Origin of the sequence: Pseudarthrobacter sp. NPDC058196 (assembly GCF_042882685.1) — a bacterium.
Lineage (GTDB): Bacteria > Actinomycetota > Actinomycetes > Actinomycetales > Micrococcaceae > Arthrobacter.
In genome coordinates this window covers 364,146-378,508 of record NZ_JBHVVN010000002.1, presented here as the reverse complement: position 1 = coordinate 378,508, position 14,363 = coordinate 364,146, and the positions used below count along the sequence as shown (strand labels likewise).

Annotated in this window: 15 protein-coding genes and 1 pseudogene; 8 read left to right on the top strand and 8 right to left on the bottom strand. The window is 62.6% G+C overall.

The features are described from left to right. Positions 1 to 54 precede the first annotated feature (54 nt). Both ACFVVC_RS04500 and ACFVVC_RS04495 read left to right on the top strand, forming a co-directional pair. Positions 55 to 786 carry a hypothetical protein gene (locus tag ACFVVC_RS04500; protein ID WP_387449650.1) on the top strand — a complete coding sequence of 244 codons (732 nt, stop codon included), beginning with the start codon at positions 55 to 57 and terminating at the stop codon, positions 784 to 786. 63 nt (positions 787 to 849) lie between these two features. Next, positions 850 to 1,104 carry a hypothetical protein gene (locus ACFVVC_RS04495; protein WP_387449648.1) on the top strand — a complete coding sequence of 85 codons (255 nt, stop codon included), beginning with the start codon at positions 850 to 852 and terminating at the stop codon, positions 1,102 to 1,104. Positions 1,105 to 1,465: 361 nt separating this feature from the next. Here the strand turns inward: ACFVVC_RS04495 and ACFVVC_RS04490 are convergent, their stop codons facing one another. The 3 genes from ACFVVC_RS04490 to ACFVVC_RS04480 all read right to left on the bottom strand — a co-directional run bounded on the left by ACFVVC_RS04490 (position 1,466) and on the right by ACFVVC_RS04480 (position 4,846). Further along, positions 1,466 to 1,672 (bottom strand): hypothetical protein, encoded by a 207-nt coding sequence (locus ACFVVC_RS04490; RefSeq protein ID WP_387449646.1) that lies wholly within the window; start codon positions 1,670 to 1,672, stop codon positions 1,466 to 1,468. 56 nt (positions 1,673 to 1,728) lie between these two features. Beyond that, positions 1,729 to 2,787 carry an NADP-dependent oxidoreductase gene (locus ACFVVC_RS04485; protein WP_387449644.1) on the bottom strand — a complete coding sequence of 353 codons (1,059 nt, stop codon included), beginning with the start codon at positions 2,785 to 2,787 and terminating at the stop codon, positions 1,729 to 1,731. Positions 2,788 to 2,872: 85 nt separating this feature from the next. After that, on the bottom strand, positions 2,873 to 4,846 hold the full coding sequence (locus ACFVVC_RS04480) for an NAD(P)-binding protein (RefSeq protein ID WP_387449642.1): 1,974 nt from the start codon (positions 4,844 to 4,846) through the stop codon (positions 2,873 to 2,875). 332 nt (positions 4,847 to 5,178) lie between these two features. Here ACFVVC_RS04480 and ACFVVC_RS04475 point away from each other — a divergent pair, with 332 nt between their 5' ends. Further along, on the top strand, positions 5,179 to 5,526 hold the full coding sequence (locus ACFVVC_RS04475; protein WP_387449640.1) for a transposase: 348 nt from the start codon (positions 5,179 to 5,181) through the stop codon (positions 5,524 to 5,526). Here the strand turns inward: ACFVVC_RS04475 and ACFVVC_RS04470 are convergent. Continuing rightward, the gene (locus tag ACFVVC_RS04470; RefSeq protein ID WP_387449638.1) at positions 5,497 to 5,871 is read right to left on the bottom strand and encodes a hypothetical protein; all 375 of its coding nucleotides are present in this window, start codon (positions 5,869 to 5,871) and stop codon (positions 5,497 to 5,499) included. The genes ACFVVC_RS04475 and ACFVVC_RS04470 overlap by 30 nt on opposite strands. On the opposite strand from ACFVVC_RS04470, the gene ACFVVC_RS04465 reads away from it, so the two are divergent. The 4 genes from ACFVVC_RS04465 (at position 5,865) to ACFVVC_RS04450 (ending at position 9,809) form a co-directional block, all read left to right on the top strand. Next, positions 5,865 to 6,383: a helix-turn-helix domain-containing protein gene (locus tag ACFVVC_RS04465; protein ID WP_387449636.1), complete on the top strand. Its 519-nt coding sequence runs from the start codon at positions 5,865 to 5,867 to the stop codon at positions 6,381 to 6,383. The two genes, ACFVVC_RS04470 and ACFVVC_RS04465, sit on opposite strands and share 7 nt — an antisense overlap. 566 nt (positions 6,384 to 6,949) lie before the next feature. Then, positions 6,950 to 8,653 carry a flavin-containing monooxygenase gene (locus ACFVVC_RS04460; protein ID WP_387449634.1) on the top strand — a complete coding sequence of 568 codons (1,704 nt, stop codon included), beginning with the start codon at positions 6,950 to 6,952 and terminating at the stop codon, positions 8,651 to 8,653. A 100-nt stretch (positions 8,654 to 8,753) separates the two neighbouring features. Beyond that, positions 8,754 to 8,999 (top strand): hypothetical protein, encoded by a 246-nt coding sequence (locus ACFVVC_RS04455; RefSeq protein ID WP_387449632.1) that lies wholly within the window; start codon positions 8,754 to 8,756, stop codon positions 8,997 to 8,999. Positions 9,000 to 9,644: 645 nt separating this feature from the next. Beyond that, on the top strand, positions 9,645 to 9,809 hold the full coding sequence (locus ACFVVC_RS04450) for a hypothetical protein (RefSeq protein ID WP_387449630.1): 165 nt from the start codon (positions 9,645 to 9,647) through the stop codon (positions 9,807 to 9,809). 179 nt (positions 9,810 to 9,988) lie between these two features. Here the strand turns inward: ACFVVC_RS04450 and ACFVVC_RS04445 are convergent, their stop codons facing one another. Together ACFVVC_RS04445 and ACFVVC_RS04440 are read right to left on the bottom strand one after the other, a co-directional pair. Continuing rightward, positions 9,989 to 10,291 carry a hypothetical protein gene (locus ACFVVC_RS04445; RefSeq protein WP_387449628.1) on the bottom strand — a complete coding sequence of 101 codons (303 nt, stop codon included), beginning with the start codon at positions 10,289 to 10,291 and terminating at the stop codon, positions 9,989 to 9,991. After that, positions 10,288 to 11,452, bottom strand: a pseudogene (locus ACFVVC_RS04440) (transposase). The gene ACFVVC_RS04445 and the pseudogene ACFVVC_RS04440 overlap by 4 nt, the downstream one beginning before the upstream one ends. A 73-nt stretch (positions 11,453 to 11,525) precedes the next feature. Between ACFVVC_RS04440 and ACFVVC_RS04435 the strand changes: the two are divergent. Further along, positions 11,526 to 11,993: a hypothetical protein gene (locus ACFVVC_RS04435; protein ID WP_387449626.1), complete on the top strand. Its 468-nt coding sequence runs from the start codon at positions 11,526 to 11,528 to the stop codon at positions 11,991 to 11,993. Between the two features lie 134 nt (positions 11,994 to 12,127). Here ACFVVC_RS04435 and ACFVVC_RS04430 read toward each other — a convergent pair whose 3' ends face one another. Beyond that, on the bottom strand, positions 12,128 to 13,810 hold the full coding sequence (locus tag ACFVVC_RS04430; RefSeq protein ID WP_387449624.1) for an FAD-dependent monooxygenase: 1,683 nt from the start codon (positions 13,808 to 13,810) through the stop codon (positions 12,128 to 12,130). Further along, complete coding sequence (locus ACFVVC_RS04425; protein ID WP_387449622.1) at positions 13,807 to 14,358, bottom strand: VOC family protein; 552 nt, start codon at positions 14,356 to 14,358, stop codon at positions 13,807 to 13,809. The genes ACFVVC_RS04430 and ACFVVC_RS04425 overlap by 4 nt, the downstream gene beginning before the upstream one ends. Positions 14,359 to 14,363 lie beyond the last annotated feature (5 nt).

Below are 14,363 nucleotides of genomic sequence, written 5' to 3'. Positions count from 1 at the left end.
GCGTCTGCCGGGGTGGTATCCGCCGGCCCGGCACTGTGAGCCATGGAGCTTTCGATGAGCGAACGCAAGGCCGTCACGAAAATCACCGCCCTCCGATATGCCCGGTCGGACCGGGCCGCCAAGAAGACAATTCTTGACGAGCTGTGTGCCCTGACGCTTCGGAACCGTGACCACGCGCGGAAGGCACTGCGGCGGGCGCTGGTGCTCAAACAGGCCAAGCCCCGGCCGCCCAGGCCCCAGCTCTACGGGGAGGACGTGATCGAGGCGCTGCGGTTCTGCTGGGCCGTCCAGGGCACCCCGTACGGGCGTCTGCTGGCAGCGGCGCTGCCGGACTTGGTTCCACGGCTGCGCAGGTGCAAGGAGCTAGATATCGAGGACGGGACGGCGGCGTTGTTGCTAAAAATCGCCCCGGCCACCATCGACCGCCGACTCAAGGCAGACCGGGGCAAACTCGACCCGAGGGGCCGCTCCCACACCAAGCCCCGAACACTGCTCAAGGACTCCATCCCGATGCGGACCTGGGCCGAATGGGACGATGCAGTGCCGGGGTTTGTGGAGATTGATCTGGTCGGGCACGAGGGCGGAAATTCCAGGGGTGAGTTCTGCTTCACCCTGACGATCACTGACATTTCCACGGGGTGGACCGAGACCAGATCTGTGAGGAACAAGGCCCAGAAATGGGTGTTCGCCGCGATCAAGGTCGCCACCGCGGCGTTCCCGTTCCCGATCCGGGGGATCGATTCGGACAACGGGAGCGAGTTCATCAATTGGGGGCTGCTGCGGTGATGTGAACAAGAGCAACTGACCTTCACCAGGTCCCGGTCCGGGAGCAAGAACGACGGCGCCCATGTGGAACAGAAGAACTGGCATGTAGTGCGCCAAACCGTCGGATACCACCGTTACGACACGGCGGCGGAACTGGAGCTGCTGAACCGGATCTGGGCGTTGCAAGGGCGGCTGACCAATCACTTCGGACCCCAGCAGAAACTCCAGAAGATCCGGACCAGCGCAAAAATCAGCAAGAAGTACGACCGGCCGTCGACCCATACCAACGGGTCCTGGCCGACGAAGGTGCGGTCCGGCCCAGCGAGAAGGCGAAGTTGAAACGGGAAAACAATCCCCTGAATCCCGCGACAATCCAACGTCAAGTTCAAGCGCTCTGCGCCGAACTGCTCACCCTGACCACCGCCAAGCAAGGCCCTAAAAGCCAACCACCCATCCGGGCACAATCAAATGATTCTTCGATAAGAGCTACGCGGGCATCTTGACATAATTCCCCGGGGCCCCCTCGGCGCATCGGCGAGCTGCGTTGCCAAAGGATGTGACGAGCACGTCGATATCATCGATCGTCATTGCCCGAGGGCGGCCGGCACCCCAGGGGCTTTGCACGGTGGATGCTGACCAGGCAGCGCGTCCTCAGCAGGTGGCCAATGCGCCCCGCCATGCCAGATCTGCTGGAATACTTTCATGCCAGTCCGCTGAATCCGGGGCATGAACGTTGATATTCCCGGATTATTTCGTCATCCCACAGATGCAGCCCGAAGGTGAAGCTGGATGGGTGAATCGAAGCAAGCTCGAGGAAGCTAAGCCCGACGCCGGCGCGTGCGCGGTCATAGTGATAGGCTTCCAGCTCTTCGGTCAGCCTGCCCTTTCCGAGATAGGTTCCGTGCACGGATGCGGACGATCCGGTTGGGGACGGTCACGCCATTGATGTCGATCCGCTCGAAGTTAGACCACCTTGAGCATAAGCTTGCCGACATGATCGCCGGAAAACGGCATGACCATCGCAGCGGGAAAATTTTCGATGCCCTCGACGATTCGCTCGGGTGCCTTGATCAGGCCCTGCTGAAGCCATTCGGTCAGCGCGGCGATGCCTTCGGAAGACTGGGGCAAATAGTCGAAGTAATTGAAGGCGGTCCATGTCGCCAGCTTGCTCATGATCGCAAACCAATTCGCCAGCGCGTACGGCGCGCCAGTGCGGTTATATTCCGCGATCGCGCCGCATGAGACGATCCGCGCTCGCTGGGCCAGATTCGCAAGGCAGGTGTCCAGCATCTCCCCGCCAACATTATCGAAGTAAATATCCATGCCATCCGGGCAAGCTTCGCGTAGTGCGGCGCCCAAGTTCCTGGCCTTGTAATCGATTGCGACATCGACCCCCAACTCGTCGCGTAGCCAAGTGCATTTCAGGGGGCCACCCGCAATGCCGACAACACGACAGCCCATCATCTTGGCAATTTGGACTGCGATCGATCCAACCGCGCCGGCCGCCCCGGAAACGACGACCGTATCTCCCGCGCGAGGCTTGGCGACCTTGATCATGCCAAAATAGGCCGTCAGGCCTGTCATGCCCAGAATGCCCAGGTGAGCAGGAAGCGGCGCAACGTCAGCCTGCACCGCCAGCAATTCGTCCTCGTGCAGGCACGCATATTCTTGAACGCTCGCTGTCGCGGCAATATCGCGCACAAACGTGCCAATCGGAAAGCGCTGGCTCCTGCTCGCGATCACCTCTCCGACCCCCCAAGCTTTGATGGGTTCGCCCTCGCCTACGAGCACAGCTCTTCCCCCTTCCTCGTTGCGATCCTCCCACTCGGAGTGACTGGTGGGGTTCATGAACAGGCGCAGGCCGGGATCGATGGAAACATAATGTAGACGCATTACTACCTCACCGTCGCGAGGTTCTCTAACTGCTTCTGTGACGAGTTCGAAATTTTCCGCGACGGGCAACCCATGAGGGTGAGATTTCAGTCGCCACTGGCGCGCCGCATTTATCATCGTACTCTCCATCTTTTCATCCCTCTTTGGGGAGCTTTTTTATTTTTGACCACAGCTTGGCGATCATCATCAATCAACCCTGCCCGTCTCACGCCGCTCAGATCTGCCGCGCTACGATGTCGCCATGTGTGAACGCCATCATCGCGTCCCGGGGCGAGTACGCATCGCCGACGACCAGGACCTCCGTGCTGTGCCTGCGCGCGGCATCCAGCAACGAAGTCTCGGGTAGCCGACTCTGCGCGAGCACCACAGCTGCGACTGGTCCGAGCTCAATGATCTCGCCCGTGAGCATATGCTGCGCGCGGACTCGGCCGTCTGTGGCCGAGACGAGATCGGTGCGCTCTAGTAGGGTGCAGCCCCAGCTCTTAAGTCGGTCCAGAAGGTCCGTGCGATGCGTGAAGCCGGTTGATTGGCTGATCGTCGGCAGCGGTGTCGTGATGATGACCTGGTGTCCGCTCGCGGCCAGCTGCTCGTAGGTGACCATCGCCTCCTCGGTGCCGAGAGAGTCGTGGACGACGAGGGTTTTCTTCGGTGTCCCGACGAGCTTCTTGAGGGCGAGCTCCGGAGAGTGCACGGCGACCGAGCCATCCGTCGAGAACGACGGCGGCGGGGCGATGGACCCGGTAGCAAGGACGACGACGTCGACCCCGGCCGAGGCGAGCACCTCCTCGTCGACGTGCACGTTCAGCCGCACCTGCACCCCCATGCGGGCCAGCTCGGCCTCGAGCCACGCGGTGGAGGCCACCAGCTCGTGCGCACTCGTGACGTTCGTGATGCTGCCGAGCCGTCCCCCAGCTTGGCTGCTTGCCTCCAAGACCACCACATCGTTACCCCGACGCGCTGCGATCTCGGCCGCCTTAAGCCCGGCAGGTCCTGCCCCGACCACCACCACAGACCTCGGCGAGGCGACCGGCTGCGGGTCATTACGACGGTACTCGCGACCCACGTCGGGGTTGTGGAAGCAATAGACATCACCCCCTGCACCCAACCGATCGATGCATCCTTGATTGGCGCTCACGCAGAGGCGTACGCTGTCTGCTTCGCCGCGCTTGGACTTTTTCAGGATGTCGGGGTCGGCGATGTGCGCTCTTGTGAGCCCGACGAAGTCGCAGTCGCCGCGCTGAAGTGCGTCCTCGGCCGCCTGCACAGTCGTCACCCTGCCGACGCCCAACACTGCTGCTTTACCGTCGAGCTCCTGCCGCAGTCTTGCCGCTGATGGGAGGAACTCCCCGAGTGGGCGCCGGTATGTTCCCACGACTCGCCCGTAGTCCGACGCCTGGGACCCGTGCGTAGGGTTGAAGTAGTCGACCATTCCCGTGTCAGCGAGCTCGAGGGCGATCTCCAGGAGTCGCTGCTCGGTTAGTCCCCCGGCCTCTGGGGGCCGGAAGTCCTTGGTCGCGATGCGCACGCCCAGCACGCCTTTCGGTCCGATCCCGGCCCGAACGCGTGCCGTTACAGCCCTGAGGAAGCGCGTCGACGGTCCCCACTCATCAGTGCGTTGGTTGCGCCACGGGGTGAAGGACTGCTGCAACAGGTAACCGTGTCCAGCGTGCAGCTCGACGCCGTCAATGCCGCTCGCGACAGCAAGCTCGGCTAGTCTGCCATAACCTTCGATGATCGCCTCGATCTCATCCGGGCTCATTTCGTGCGCAACTTCGGTGCCGGACGTGGACGGCGCAGCCGAGAAGGCGACGAGGCCCGCCCCGTCCGAGGGAACCGACTCATCGTAGTTGACACCCGGGAGTGACGAATTACCCTGCACTCCTGCGTTATGCAGCTGCACGAACGTGGCACACCCATGTTCCCGCGCCACATCCGCGAAGCGACGTAGCTTGGATCCGACGTGCTCGAGCTGAAACGGATGCTGAGCGTCCACACCCCAGACGGGAAGGGCGCTCAGACCGAAGAACCCGACGCCGCCCTCCATGCGTCGTCGCACATACCCGAGGTACTTGTCCGTCGACCTCTCGTGGTCGTTTTCCCAGTGACGGTACGAGAACTTGTGGGATGTGACCGCGACCCGATTCTTCAGGACCACCGGACCGAGTTCGAACGGCTCGAAAAGCTTCACAGCATGACCTCCCAGTGAGTGTTTCCCCCCTGCCCTGAGTGGGGGTCATAGACCGGCCCATTCTTGTGCGCGCGCATCACCATGTGCAGCGTCCTCTCTGTATCGGCACGTGTGGTTCCGAAACGCTCGCCGCTGGGCAACCTCGGCCTTCCGTGCCATTTGGCTTTCCTGAGGGACGTTACGGGATTCACCAGGAGGTCTCAGCGACATTGGTCACAGTGACGCCGGATCTGGCGGGCCATTGTCCGCAGTCATTCATGTCCTTATTTCGGCTGGGCGCCTACGTGTGATGACTTCGGAGGGTTCCGATCTAGCAAGGGAGACTGGAATTGATGTCAGCACCAAGGAAGTTCGATGCGGAGACCTGGGAGCGGGCCGTGCGGATGTACCACGAGCACCTGTTGGACATGCAGTGCTCCAAGCCCGCGGCCCGCAGACATATGGGCTGGCTGCTGGACCTGAATCAGGCCACCCTCCGCTACTGGATCGAGGACCGCCACACCGCTGAAGGGGCCAAATGCGGATGTAGTCGCGGCGCGCACCTCGATGAGATCCAAGCGCTGAGAAACGGGCTGACCGCGCTGGAACGGGCCAACGAGATCCTCAAGACGTGCGCCGCTTTTTTCGCGAAAATAGTCGCCGGAACTGCCTTACAGAACACTAGTGGGCATCTCCGTTAGTTCGTCGGGGTCGGTCCAGGCGGTGGGGTCGTTGAGGTAGAGTCCGCAGGCGGTGTCGAGGGCTTCCTCGGCGGCGCCGCCGAGCCCGTTGGGCAGGGTGGCGTCCTGGTAGTCGTCGTGGCTGGCCCGGTAGATCGCGAAGCCCCGCCGGTTGGCGTATCCGGCGTAGCGCAGCCGGCACAGCCGCAGCGGCTGGTCGTGCTCGGCGGTGAGGGCGTCGATGTAGGCGAATCCGCCGCGGAAGCGCACCTGGATGCGGGTCAGTTGGGGCCAGCGCTGGCGGGCCCGGGCGGTAAGGCGCTGCTGCAGGGAGGTCTTCGTCGAGGCCGGGATTGGCGGTGCCATGCCCCTATCGTCACCGATTGCCCACGGCCGGCGCGGGTGTCGGGGCCCGGGCCGCGGCCGGTATGGCCAACGCGGCCATCGCCGCCGAGAAGGGCGTGCACGTCGATACGGTTCGCAAGTGGCGGGCCCGGTTCTGCACCGACCGGCTCCAGGGCATGGCCGATCGGCCCCGGTCGGGCCGGCCGCCGGTCTACACCCCGTTGCAGGTTGCCGAGGTCAAGGCCCTGGCCTGTGAGCCGCCGGCCAACTCGGGCCTTCCCCTGTCACGCTGGTCGCACGCTGAGCTGGCCGGTCAGGCACGCGATCGCGGGATCATGGCCTCTAGCAGGGCACCCGAGGGGGCCCGGCGATTCATGAGTCACGACTGGAGTGACGCGACCAACTCCTATCCTCGCCTGCCGGTCCCAGAACAGCCACCACAAGACTCACAGCGATTCCCCAGCACCAGAGCTCTGAGCGACCGTCCAAGAACCCTCAGCACCTGCGGTCACAAGCGCCCCGGACTGCAATGATCAGTGCATATATAGGGCATGCACGCCGCACCTCTGCCCGAGAGGGCGGGCTCGTGCGACAAAAGTCGCTGACCGGGATGCAACGCGGCTCTAGCGTATCTTCATATCAACTCGTGATGAGTGTTTCGCTTCCGCGATGAAGGGGAGGGTGAATTGGAACGGTCAAGATCTATGCCGATCTCGGCTCCGGGGTCGCCGGGATCCGTGTCTGCGATGCGGTGCTCGTTGGCGGATTCGACGGCCGCGACTGGCTCGGCGGCCTACTTTCCGAGGACGACATCGTCATCTGGTTATTCGTCCACCCTGTCGCCGCGCCCGCACGCTCGTCGCGAGGGTTGAGGGATCGGACCCGATACAGGCATTGAGCAGCACCGGGCGATCTTCGCAGAACTGCTTTGTGACACGCGGATTGGAGCCTCCAGTCCCGTCGTCCTCGACGATGTGTCGCGCACACAGCGGCTCAAGTTAAACCCCACATCATGAGACACCCCAACCGTGTGTGACTCGCGTCGCGCCGGCCAGGCACTCACCATCAATCAGGTCATAAAGACGAAGGAAAAGATCGAATGACGACGACACCCAAACAGGCCGCTTCCCCAAATGAAGCCCCAAGGATCCTTGATGCTCTGGTGATCGGGTGCGGCATCGCCGGGATCTACCAGTTGCACAAACTAAACCAAGCCGGCCTCGACGTCCGCGCGGTGGACGCCGCTGAGGGCATCGGCGGCACCTGGTGGTGGAACCGCTACCCGGGAGCTCGGTTCGACTCCCCGTCCTATCTGTACGGCTTCTTCGCGTCGAGCAAGCTTTATCGGGAGTGGCGCTGGAGCGAGCGCTATGCAGGACAGCCAGAAATCGAGGCGTACCTCAACAATGCGGTACGTGAGTTCGGTCTCGTCGATCTCATCACGTTGAATACAAGAGTCGAATCCATGCGCTTTGACTCCGAGCGAGCCGTGTGGACCGTTCGGACTAACACTGGTGAAAAGGTGGAAACGCGGTTCGTGGTGCCGGCGCTCGGCGTGTTGTCCCGCCCGCTGGTACCCGAGATTACTGGCGTAGAGAAGTTCGCCGGACGGGTGCATCACACTGCAAGGTGGCCCAAGGAGCCGGTCGACCTGTCCGGTAAGCGCGTGGCCGTGGTGGGGGTCGGGGCGTCCGGCGTTCAGATTGCCACGGAGATTGCGAGCGAGGTCGATGAACTCGTGGTATTCCAGAAGTCGCCGCAATGGGTGACGCCACTACACAACGAGGATATCAGCGAAGACGAGTTCGCTCAGATCCAGGATTCCTACGACGAGTATCACGAGCAGGCCATGAGTTCGTTCATGGGTTTCGTGGAGACCTACCTCGCGGCGCCCGGAGATTTTGCCACTCATACGTCGCAACAGCGACGCGAAATTTTCGAGGCTGTGTATAACATGCACGGCTTTCTCAAGGTCTTGGCAAACTATCCCGAGGTGTTCGCGGCCGGTGAGGCGAACGAAGCCTTCTGCGCCTTCTTGGCCGAAAAGATCAGGGAACGGGTCAAGGACCCAATTCTTGCCGAGAAGCTGATTCCGGATCACCCCTTCATTTCGAAGAGGCCACCGTTCGATAGCGGTTCCGGCTATTACGAGATATTCAACCTTCCGCACGTCAAACTCGTGTGTACCCCCGAGACGCCGATCGTCCGGATTACGGAGTCGGGTATTGAAACGACGAAGGAGCATTTCGACCTCGACGTCATCGTGTTCGCAACCGGATTCCATGCCATCACCGGGGAGTACGAGACTATCGATATCGAGGCGCACGGACAGAAACTCAACAACAAGTGGGCAGACGGGCCACAGACGTACTTGGGCATCCAAACACCCGGATTCCCAAACATGTTTTTCGTCAACGGGCCGCAAGTCCCAGGGGGGAACGTGCCCAGGTGTGCCGAACCCGGTTCCGACCTCATAACCGACCTTATCGTCGAGTCACTCAAGCGCGACGCATCGGTCGTCGAAACGACCACGGAGGATGCTAAGGCATGGACAGCTATCGTCGCGGAGAGCGCGCACGGAACGGCCTTAGGCAGCGCCAACAACTGGCAGCGGGGCGCGAATGTTCCGGGTAAGAAGCCAGTGCCGTTCATGTTGTACATGGGCGGCCTAAATAACTACGTGGAATATCTGAACAAGTCGCGGATGAGCGGGTTCGAGGGATTTCTTTTCGACGGAGCAAAGGCATCCACTCCTTCGTCGCCGAAATCAGTTACCGACGGAAGTTTGGCTCATCACTCGTAACCATTCAGGTCCCCTTCGACGTGGTGGCTTGATCCGGATCTCATCGTCGAAATACTGAAGCTGTTCGTTTTTCTGTGTCTTTCCACCGCAGGTGGTTGGTATGGCCGATCCGTCGTTGAAGTTTTCCGATGCGAGTCGTGAGGAGCTGGTTGAGCTCCTCGCCCAGAGTAATGCTCTGCTGGCTCGGGCCCGGCGGGTCATCGAGGGACAGGCCAAACAGATCGCTGTCCTGCAGGGGCAGGCAGAGCAGGTCAAAGTGCTGGCGGGGAGGTTCGCCGAGCTCGAGGGGTCAAGTCCTGTTGAGTGGTCTACCCGCTTCGTGATCCTTCGGGTCTCTGGGGCTTAGTTGTCGAGGTGGTTGTGGAGACTGTCGCTGAGGTCGGCGACGTGGCTGGTGCGCTGGTTGTAGGACCGCGGTGCATATCGTGCAGAAGCGCCACGGCAAACGCCAGATCCTCGAGCACCTCGAAATCGGCTCATGATGAGGTGACCCTGGCCGCCCTGGATCAGGTGGCCAGGGAGGAGATCCAAGCTGGCCAAATGGCCTTCGACCTCGATCTAGACACCGACGAAACCACCACTGTCCCCTGCAACGGGCATGGACGCCGGGGCCGGGTTGGCGCTGCACGGACTCGGCCCCGGGTGGGAGGTGCTGGAACAGGCCTACGAGAGGATCGGCTTTCCCGGTGCCGTCGATGACGTGGTCCTAAAGCAACTAGTGCTGGAGAGGGTGATCGAGCCTACCTCGAAGCTGGACTCCCTACGGGTCCTGGCCGAACTGAACGTGGCCACTTCGCCGACGGCCAGGCCATCGAGACCACCACCGAGCTGAAGAGGGGCACCGAGTCCTCACGACGGCGCGCGGTATGGCCGTACCTGTTGGCCCGCGAACACCGCGATCGGCGGAGACACAAGCTGCAGGTTCAACGGGCCGAGCACAACGCCGCCGGGCGTAGACCCAACGCAAGGCCCGATTCCCGACGACTGGCCAGTGGAGGTCCCTGAGCGGGACTACGAGGCTGCCGATACCGATGAGCATCTCTTCGGGCTCAGGGGCTATGTGACGAACACCAGCATGAAGGCGCTTTCCGGGACCGGAGTGGTAGCTGCCGATCACTCACTGTTCGAGGTCGAGGCCTCGTTCTTCGATGGCTAAATCTGACCATCCGTGTTCTGCGCTCTGTCCGTGTCCCGGCACCTCCAGATGGCCACCGGGCTGAGCCTGCGCCTGATCATCAGGACCCCCTAGCCCCTGCGTGAGGGCGTGGCCGAGATCAACGGGACCATCGCCACCATCCCCGCAGCCCTCACCCCGAAGCCAAGGAAATCCTCAGATCACTGCCCCAAAAAGTAGGGCACTAGGAATGAGCCAAGTCGGGTTTGAGTGGTGTACACGCTTCGTGATCCTTCAGGTCTCTGGGGGTTAGTTGTCGAGGTGGTTGTGGAGACGGTCGCGGAGGTCGGCGACGTGGCTGGTGAGCTGGTTGTAGTGGTCCCCTTCGTTTGGTCCGCAGATGGCCTGGCGGCCTGCTCGATCGCGATCTGCTCGTTGAGACTCGCGGTGTGCAGCATCGTCTGGACGCCGAGCAAGTCCAGCACCTCGGCGAGCAGATCGTCCTCGTTCAGGTGGCTGCTCATGCCGCTGCCTCCAGCTCGGGAGCCCATGTTCGGCGTCGACCGTTCATCCAGGGGTGCGAGCTGGCAGCGGGCCAAGACCTCCGGCCGAGGTGGCGTCGGCCTTCGGTCCATTCGTCGGTCTGCTCGGCCAGCACGGCCCCGACCAGCCTCACGATGGCTGCCCGGTTGGGAAGATCCCCAACGAGTCGGTGCGGCGCCGGATCTCGCTGTTGAGCCGCGCTGGGGGGGTTGTTGGACCAGATCTGGGTCCACACGTCCTTCGGGAACGTCGTGAAGGCCAGAATGTCCGCCGGGCGGCGTCGAGGTGTTCGACCACCGCGGGCAGCTTCTCACCCACATAGTCCAGCAGCCGGTCGAACTGGGCGTTGACGCTGGCGGTGTCGGGCTGATCGTACACGCTGTGCAGCATGGCCTTGACCGCCGGCCACATCGACTTGGGAGTTATGACCATCAGGTTCGCCGTATGGTGAGTTCGGCACCGATGCCGGGCGGCCCCAGGCAGATTCGCTTAAGAATCGCGTCCTTGAGCCCGGGGCGTCCCAGGTCACCAGCTTCACCCGACCAACGGGCCACCAGGTCCGCAAAGAACTGGTTCCACGCCCCCCGTCTCGGCTGTGGCCACCCGCAGGCCCAGGACCTCACGGTGGCCGTCGGCGTTGATGCCGGTGGCCAGCAGCACCACCACGTTGATTACCCGGCCGTGCTCGCCGACCTTCATCGTCAGGGCGTCGGCGGCCACGAACATGAACGCGCCCGCCTCGCCCAAGGGCCGATGCCGAAAGGCCTCGACTTGCTCGTCCAGATCCGCGGCCATCCGCGAGACCTGGGACTTCGACAGGGCGTTGATGCCCAGGGTCTTCACCAGCTTGTCCATCCGGCGGGTGGACACCCCGGCTGCCAGGTAGCACTCAGCGACCACGGTGATCAACGCGAACTCCGCTCTCTTGCGGCGCTGCAGCAGCGACTCAGGGAAGTACATCCAGGAGCGCAGCTTCGGGATGGCAACGTCCACGGTGCCACCGGGGTATCCAGCTCGCGGCCACGGGAGCAGATGCGCTGGACCGTACGGGTCGTGGCGGGTTTGCCCCACTCGGCCCCGACCACCGCGTCGGCGTCGGCGGAGAGCAGGGAGTTGATGACGGTCTGCAATAGGTCGCGCATCAGGTCCGGGGAGGCCTCGGACAGGGCTTCGCCGAGCAGGCCTGCAGGGTCGACAATGTAAGGAGCGGTCACCGTGGTGAATCCTTTCGAGGATTCTGTGGAAGGTTCACTCGAAGGATCACACTGGTGCCGCGCCCACGTCTGGAACAACGTGCCAGGCCACCCGCGCGTTGCACCACTCTATGGGGCACTACTCGGCTACGCCTCGGCCCGGCGGGTGTTGGGTCGTGGACAACGGGTCCTCACACAACGGCATGCGCTCCATCGACCGGATGCACACCGCCTGGCCGACCGCGACCTGGTTGACCTGCCCGTTCACGCCTCCTGGCTGAACCAGGTCGAGAACTACTTCTCCATCCTGCAGCGCAAGGCCATCACCGGCAGGGACTTCACCGACCTCGACCAGTTCGCCCAACGCGTGCTCGCCTTCCAGGACCGCGACAACACCACCGCCGAACCCTTCGACTGGAAATACACCCGCCACGACCTCGGCGACAACCTACAGCGCCTGAGTGAACACAAACACGACCTCGCAACCTAACCCCCGACGAACTAACGAAAATGCCCACTGGCGGGGGCGAGAGCGAGCGGACATGCCCGCGACTCTCACGGTCTAAACCATCAGGTGCTTCGAGGACCGTTAGAACCCGCCAGGAGTCTCCGAGTGTCTGGCGGTCAACGCCCAGCGACCGTGGCTACCAGGTCTGCCGGGGAGTCGGGTCGGTGGGATGAACGCCAAGCGACATGTCCGTCGGGCCGGACGATTGCGAAATCGCGACGGTACAACTCGCGCGCCGACTGATGGTCGATGGCGACGTGCTTCATCGGAACTCCGAGATCTCCCGCGGCAGCGAGAATGTCCTTAACCGCACGTGGATCGCCACCGAAGTTCACGAGAGTGAATTGGTCTGTGAAGTTATCGATTATCGAGTTGTCCGGGGACAGGAACACGTGTGGTGCCCGCGCGCCGGGACAGGCGGTTGGGGTGTAGACGAGTGGATCCGCGGCAGTGATGGTGCCGATCTCGTCCTCATCCGCGGCGGTCGTGATGACAGGTGAATCCGGGTAGCCATAGCCGAGCTCCGTTCCGAAGCTCTCGTTCTCACCACGCCGATCCGCATAGTGGGCGGTGAGTCGGGCTCGCAGTTTCTCTCCGGCGTCGTTGTCCTGGGCCAACAGATGGGCATCGGCACCGACGATCTGTGCGGCATCGGAGTGAACCCTGGCGTTGTGGACGGCACGATCGCGATTCGCCACGCCCACCGGCCGGCGCTCTGCGTCGTAACTGTCCAGCAGCCGTTCGCCACCCCACCCGTTGATCACTGCCGCGAGTTTCCATCCGAGATCCACTGCGTCCCCAACTCCGGTGTTCATCCCATAGCCTCCCGTGGGGATGTACTGATGGGCGGCATCACCCGCCACGAAGATTTGCCGGTCCCGGTAGCTCGAGGCAACAAGTGCCTGCGGCTGCCACACAGAGTGTTTCAGGATCTCGTCGACCTCGATGGCACTGTTGGTGTGTAGGCGTAGGAACTCCACGGGATCGATCTCGTCCACGGTAGTACCGGCCGGCACGCTCGCCTGCATGGTCCACGTGTCTTCTTCGTCCTGGGCGACAATGACCACCCGCCCGATCGGACGCGCCATGAATATGTGCCAGAACTGGCCGAAACGATGCAGCGTGCGGACATCGCGCGAGCGGAAATGGACCTGACAGGAGGTACCTAGGGCACTGCGTTCGCCCTCGAGGTGGATGTTCGTCGATCGTCGCACAACCGAGTGCGCCCCGTCACACCCCGCTACGAATGTACTTCGCAACTGGTGCTCGTCACCGTTGGCGGACCGGATCGTGGTCACCGCACCGTCTGCCTCCTGCCGCACCGCAACAACCGCCCAGGGCCGACGGACATCGATGAACGGTGAGTCGAGGCACCGCTTCATCAGAACCGCTTCCATCCGCTCCTGCGAAATCCGCTGCCAGGGTTCGCGCGGCTGCGACCCGTCGTTCGCCGCCGTGATGGTGTCGCGCATTTCCTTCTGGCTCGGCAATTCCCAGCGTCCGTACTCGTACCCATCGAGGCCCGAGGTGAAGATGACGTCAAAGGAATACTGCTCGCCTACGCCGGCGCGTCGGATGTCGTCGAGTGTTCCCCACCGACGCATGAGCTCCATGCTCCGAACATTTGTGAGATCCATCTTCGGAAATGTCGTGGTCTCGGGGTTGCGCTCCACGAGCACTGACTTCACTCGGTGCATCGCCAATTCCAAAGCGAGCGCCATGCCGACGGGTCCCGCACCCGCGATCACCACCGGCGTATCGACGTCCGGCGGCAGGTCATGCTCGCGTGCGCCTGTCATGACCCACCTTGCGGCGCCGACAGCGGGTTTGCAAGCGCCCACTTCCTGGTCATGATCTCCGACTCGGCGACACCATCGGACAGCGCCCGCACCATTGCTCGTGGATCATAAAATGGCCCGAGGGGATCGTCCGCGTACTCTGCGCTCTCCATATAGTCGGTTGAAGCTTCCGGCGTCGAGAAGTTGTCGACCTCAAGTTCGACCACATTCCCGTCCGGGTCCTCGTAGTAAAGCGATGTGGTCACCCCATGTTGGATTGGGCGTGCGGGAAGGATGCCTCGCGACTCCAGGGAGGTGTAGCGGTTCGAGAGAGCTTGTAGGGTCGGCAGACCGAAAGCCGTGTGGTGAAGGCCGGGGGTCGTCGCGGTCCGCGGACCGCGTTCGGCGATCTGCTTGAAGGCGATCCGGTGATGCTCGTCGTCGAAGGTGATGAAGCACAGTGGACCGTTCTCGAAGACGACGTGAGCGTCGAGCACGGTGCAGTACCAATCACGCATGGCGGCGACCTGAGTCGTCTGGAGGACTACGTGGGCGAGATGAAGCGACATGGATT

Bases quoted from the DNA above. Each gene is read 5' to 3' on its own strand.
- ACFVVC_RS04500 (WP_387449650.1), top strand. From the start codon at position 55: ATGAGCGAACGCAAGGCCGTCACGAAAATCACCGCCCTCCGATATGCC.
- ACFVVC_RS04485 (WP_387449644.1), bottom strand. From the start codon at position 2,787: ATGGAGAGTACGATGATAAATGCGGCGCGCCAGTGGCGACTGAAATCT.
- ACFVVC_RS04475 (WP_387449640.1), top strand. From the start codon at position 5,179: ATGTCAGCACCAAGGAAGTTCGATGCGGAGACCTGGGAGCGGGCCGTG.
- ACFVVC_RS04470 (WP_387449638.1), bottom strand. From the start codon at position 5,871: ATGGCACCGCCAATCCCGGCCTCGACGAAGACCTCCCTGCAGCAGCGC.
- ACFVVC_RS04460 (WP_387449634.1), top strand. From the start codon at position 6,950: ATGACGACGACACCCAAACAGGCCGCTTCCCCAAATGAAGCCCCAAGG.
- ACFVVC_RS04455 (WP_387449632.1), top strand. From the start codon at position 8,754: ATGGCCGATCCGTCGTTGAAGTTTTCCGATGCGAGTCGTGAGGAGCTG.
- ACFVVC_RS04445 (WP_387449628.1), bottom strand. From the start codon at position 10,291: ATGAGCAGCCACCTGAACGAGGACGATCTGCTCGCCGAGGTGCTGGAC.
- ACFVVC_RS04430 (WP_387449624.1), bottom strand. From the start codon at position 13,810: ATGACAGGCGCACGCGAGCATGACCTGCCGCCGGACGTCGATACGCCG.
- ACFVVC_RS04425 (WP_387449622.1), bottom strand. From the start codon at position 14,358: ATGTCGCTTCATCTCGCCCACGTAGTCCTCCAGACGACTCAGGTCGCC.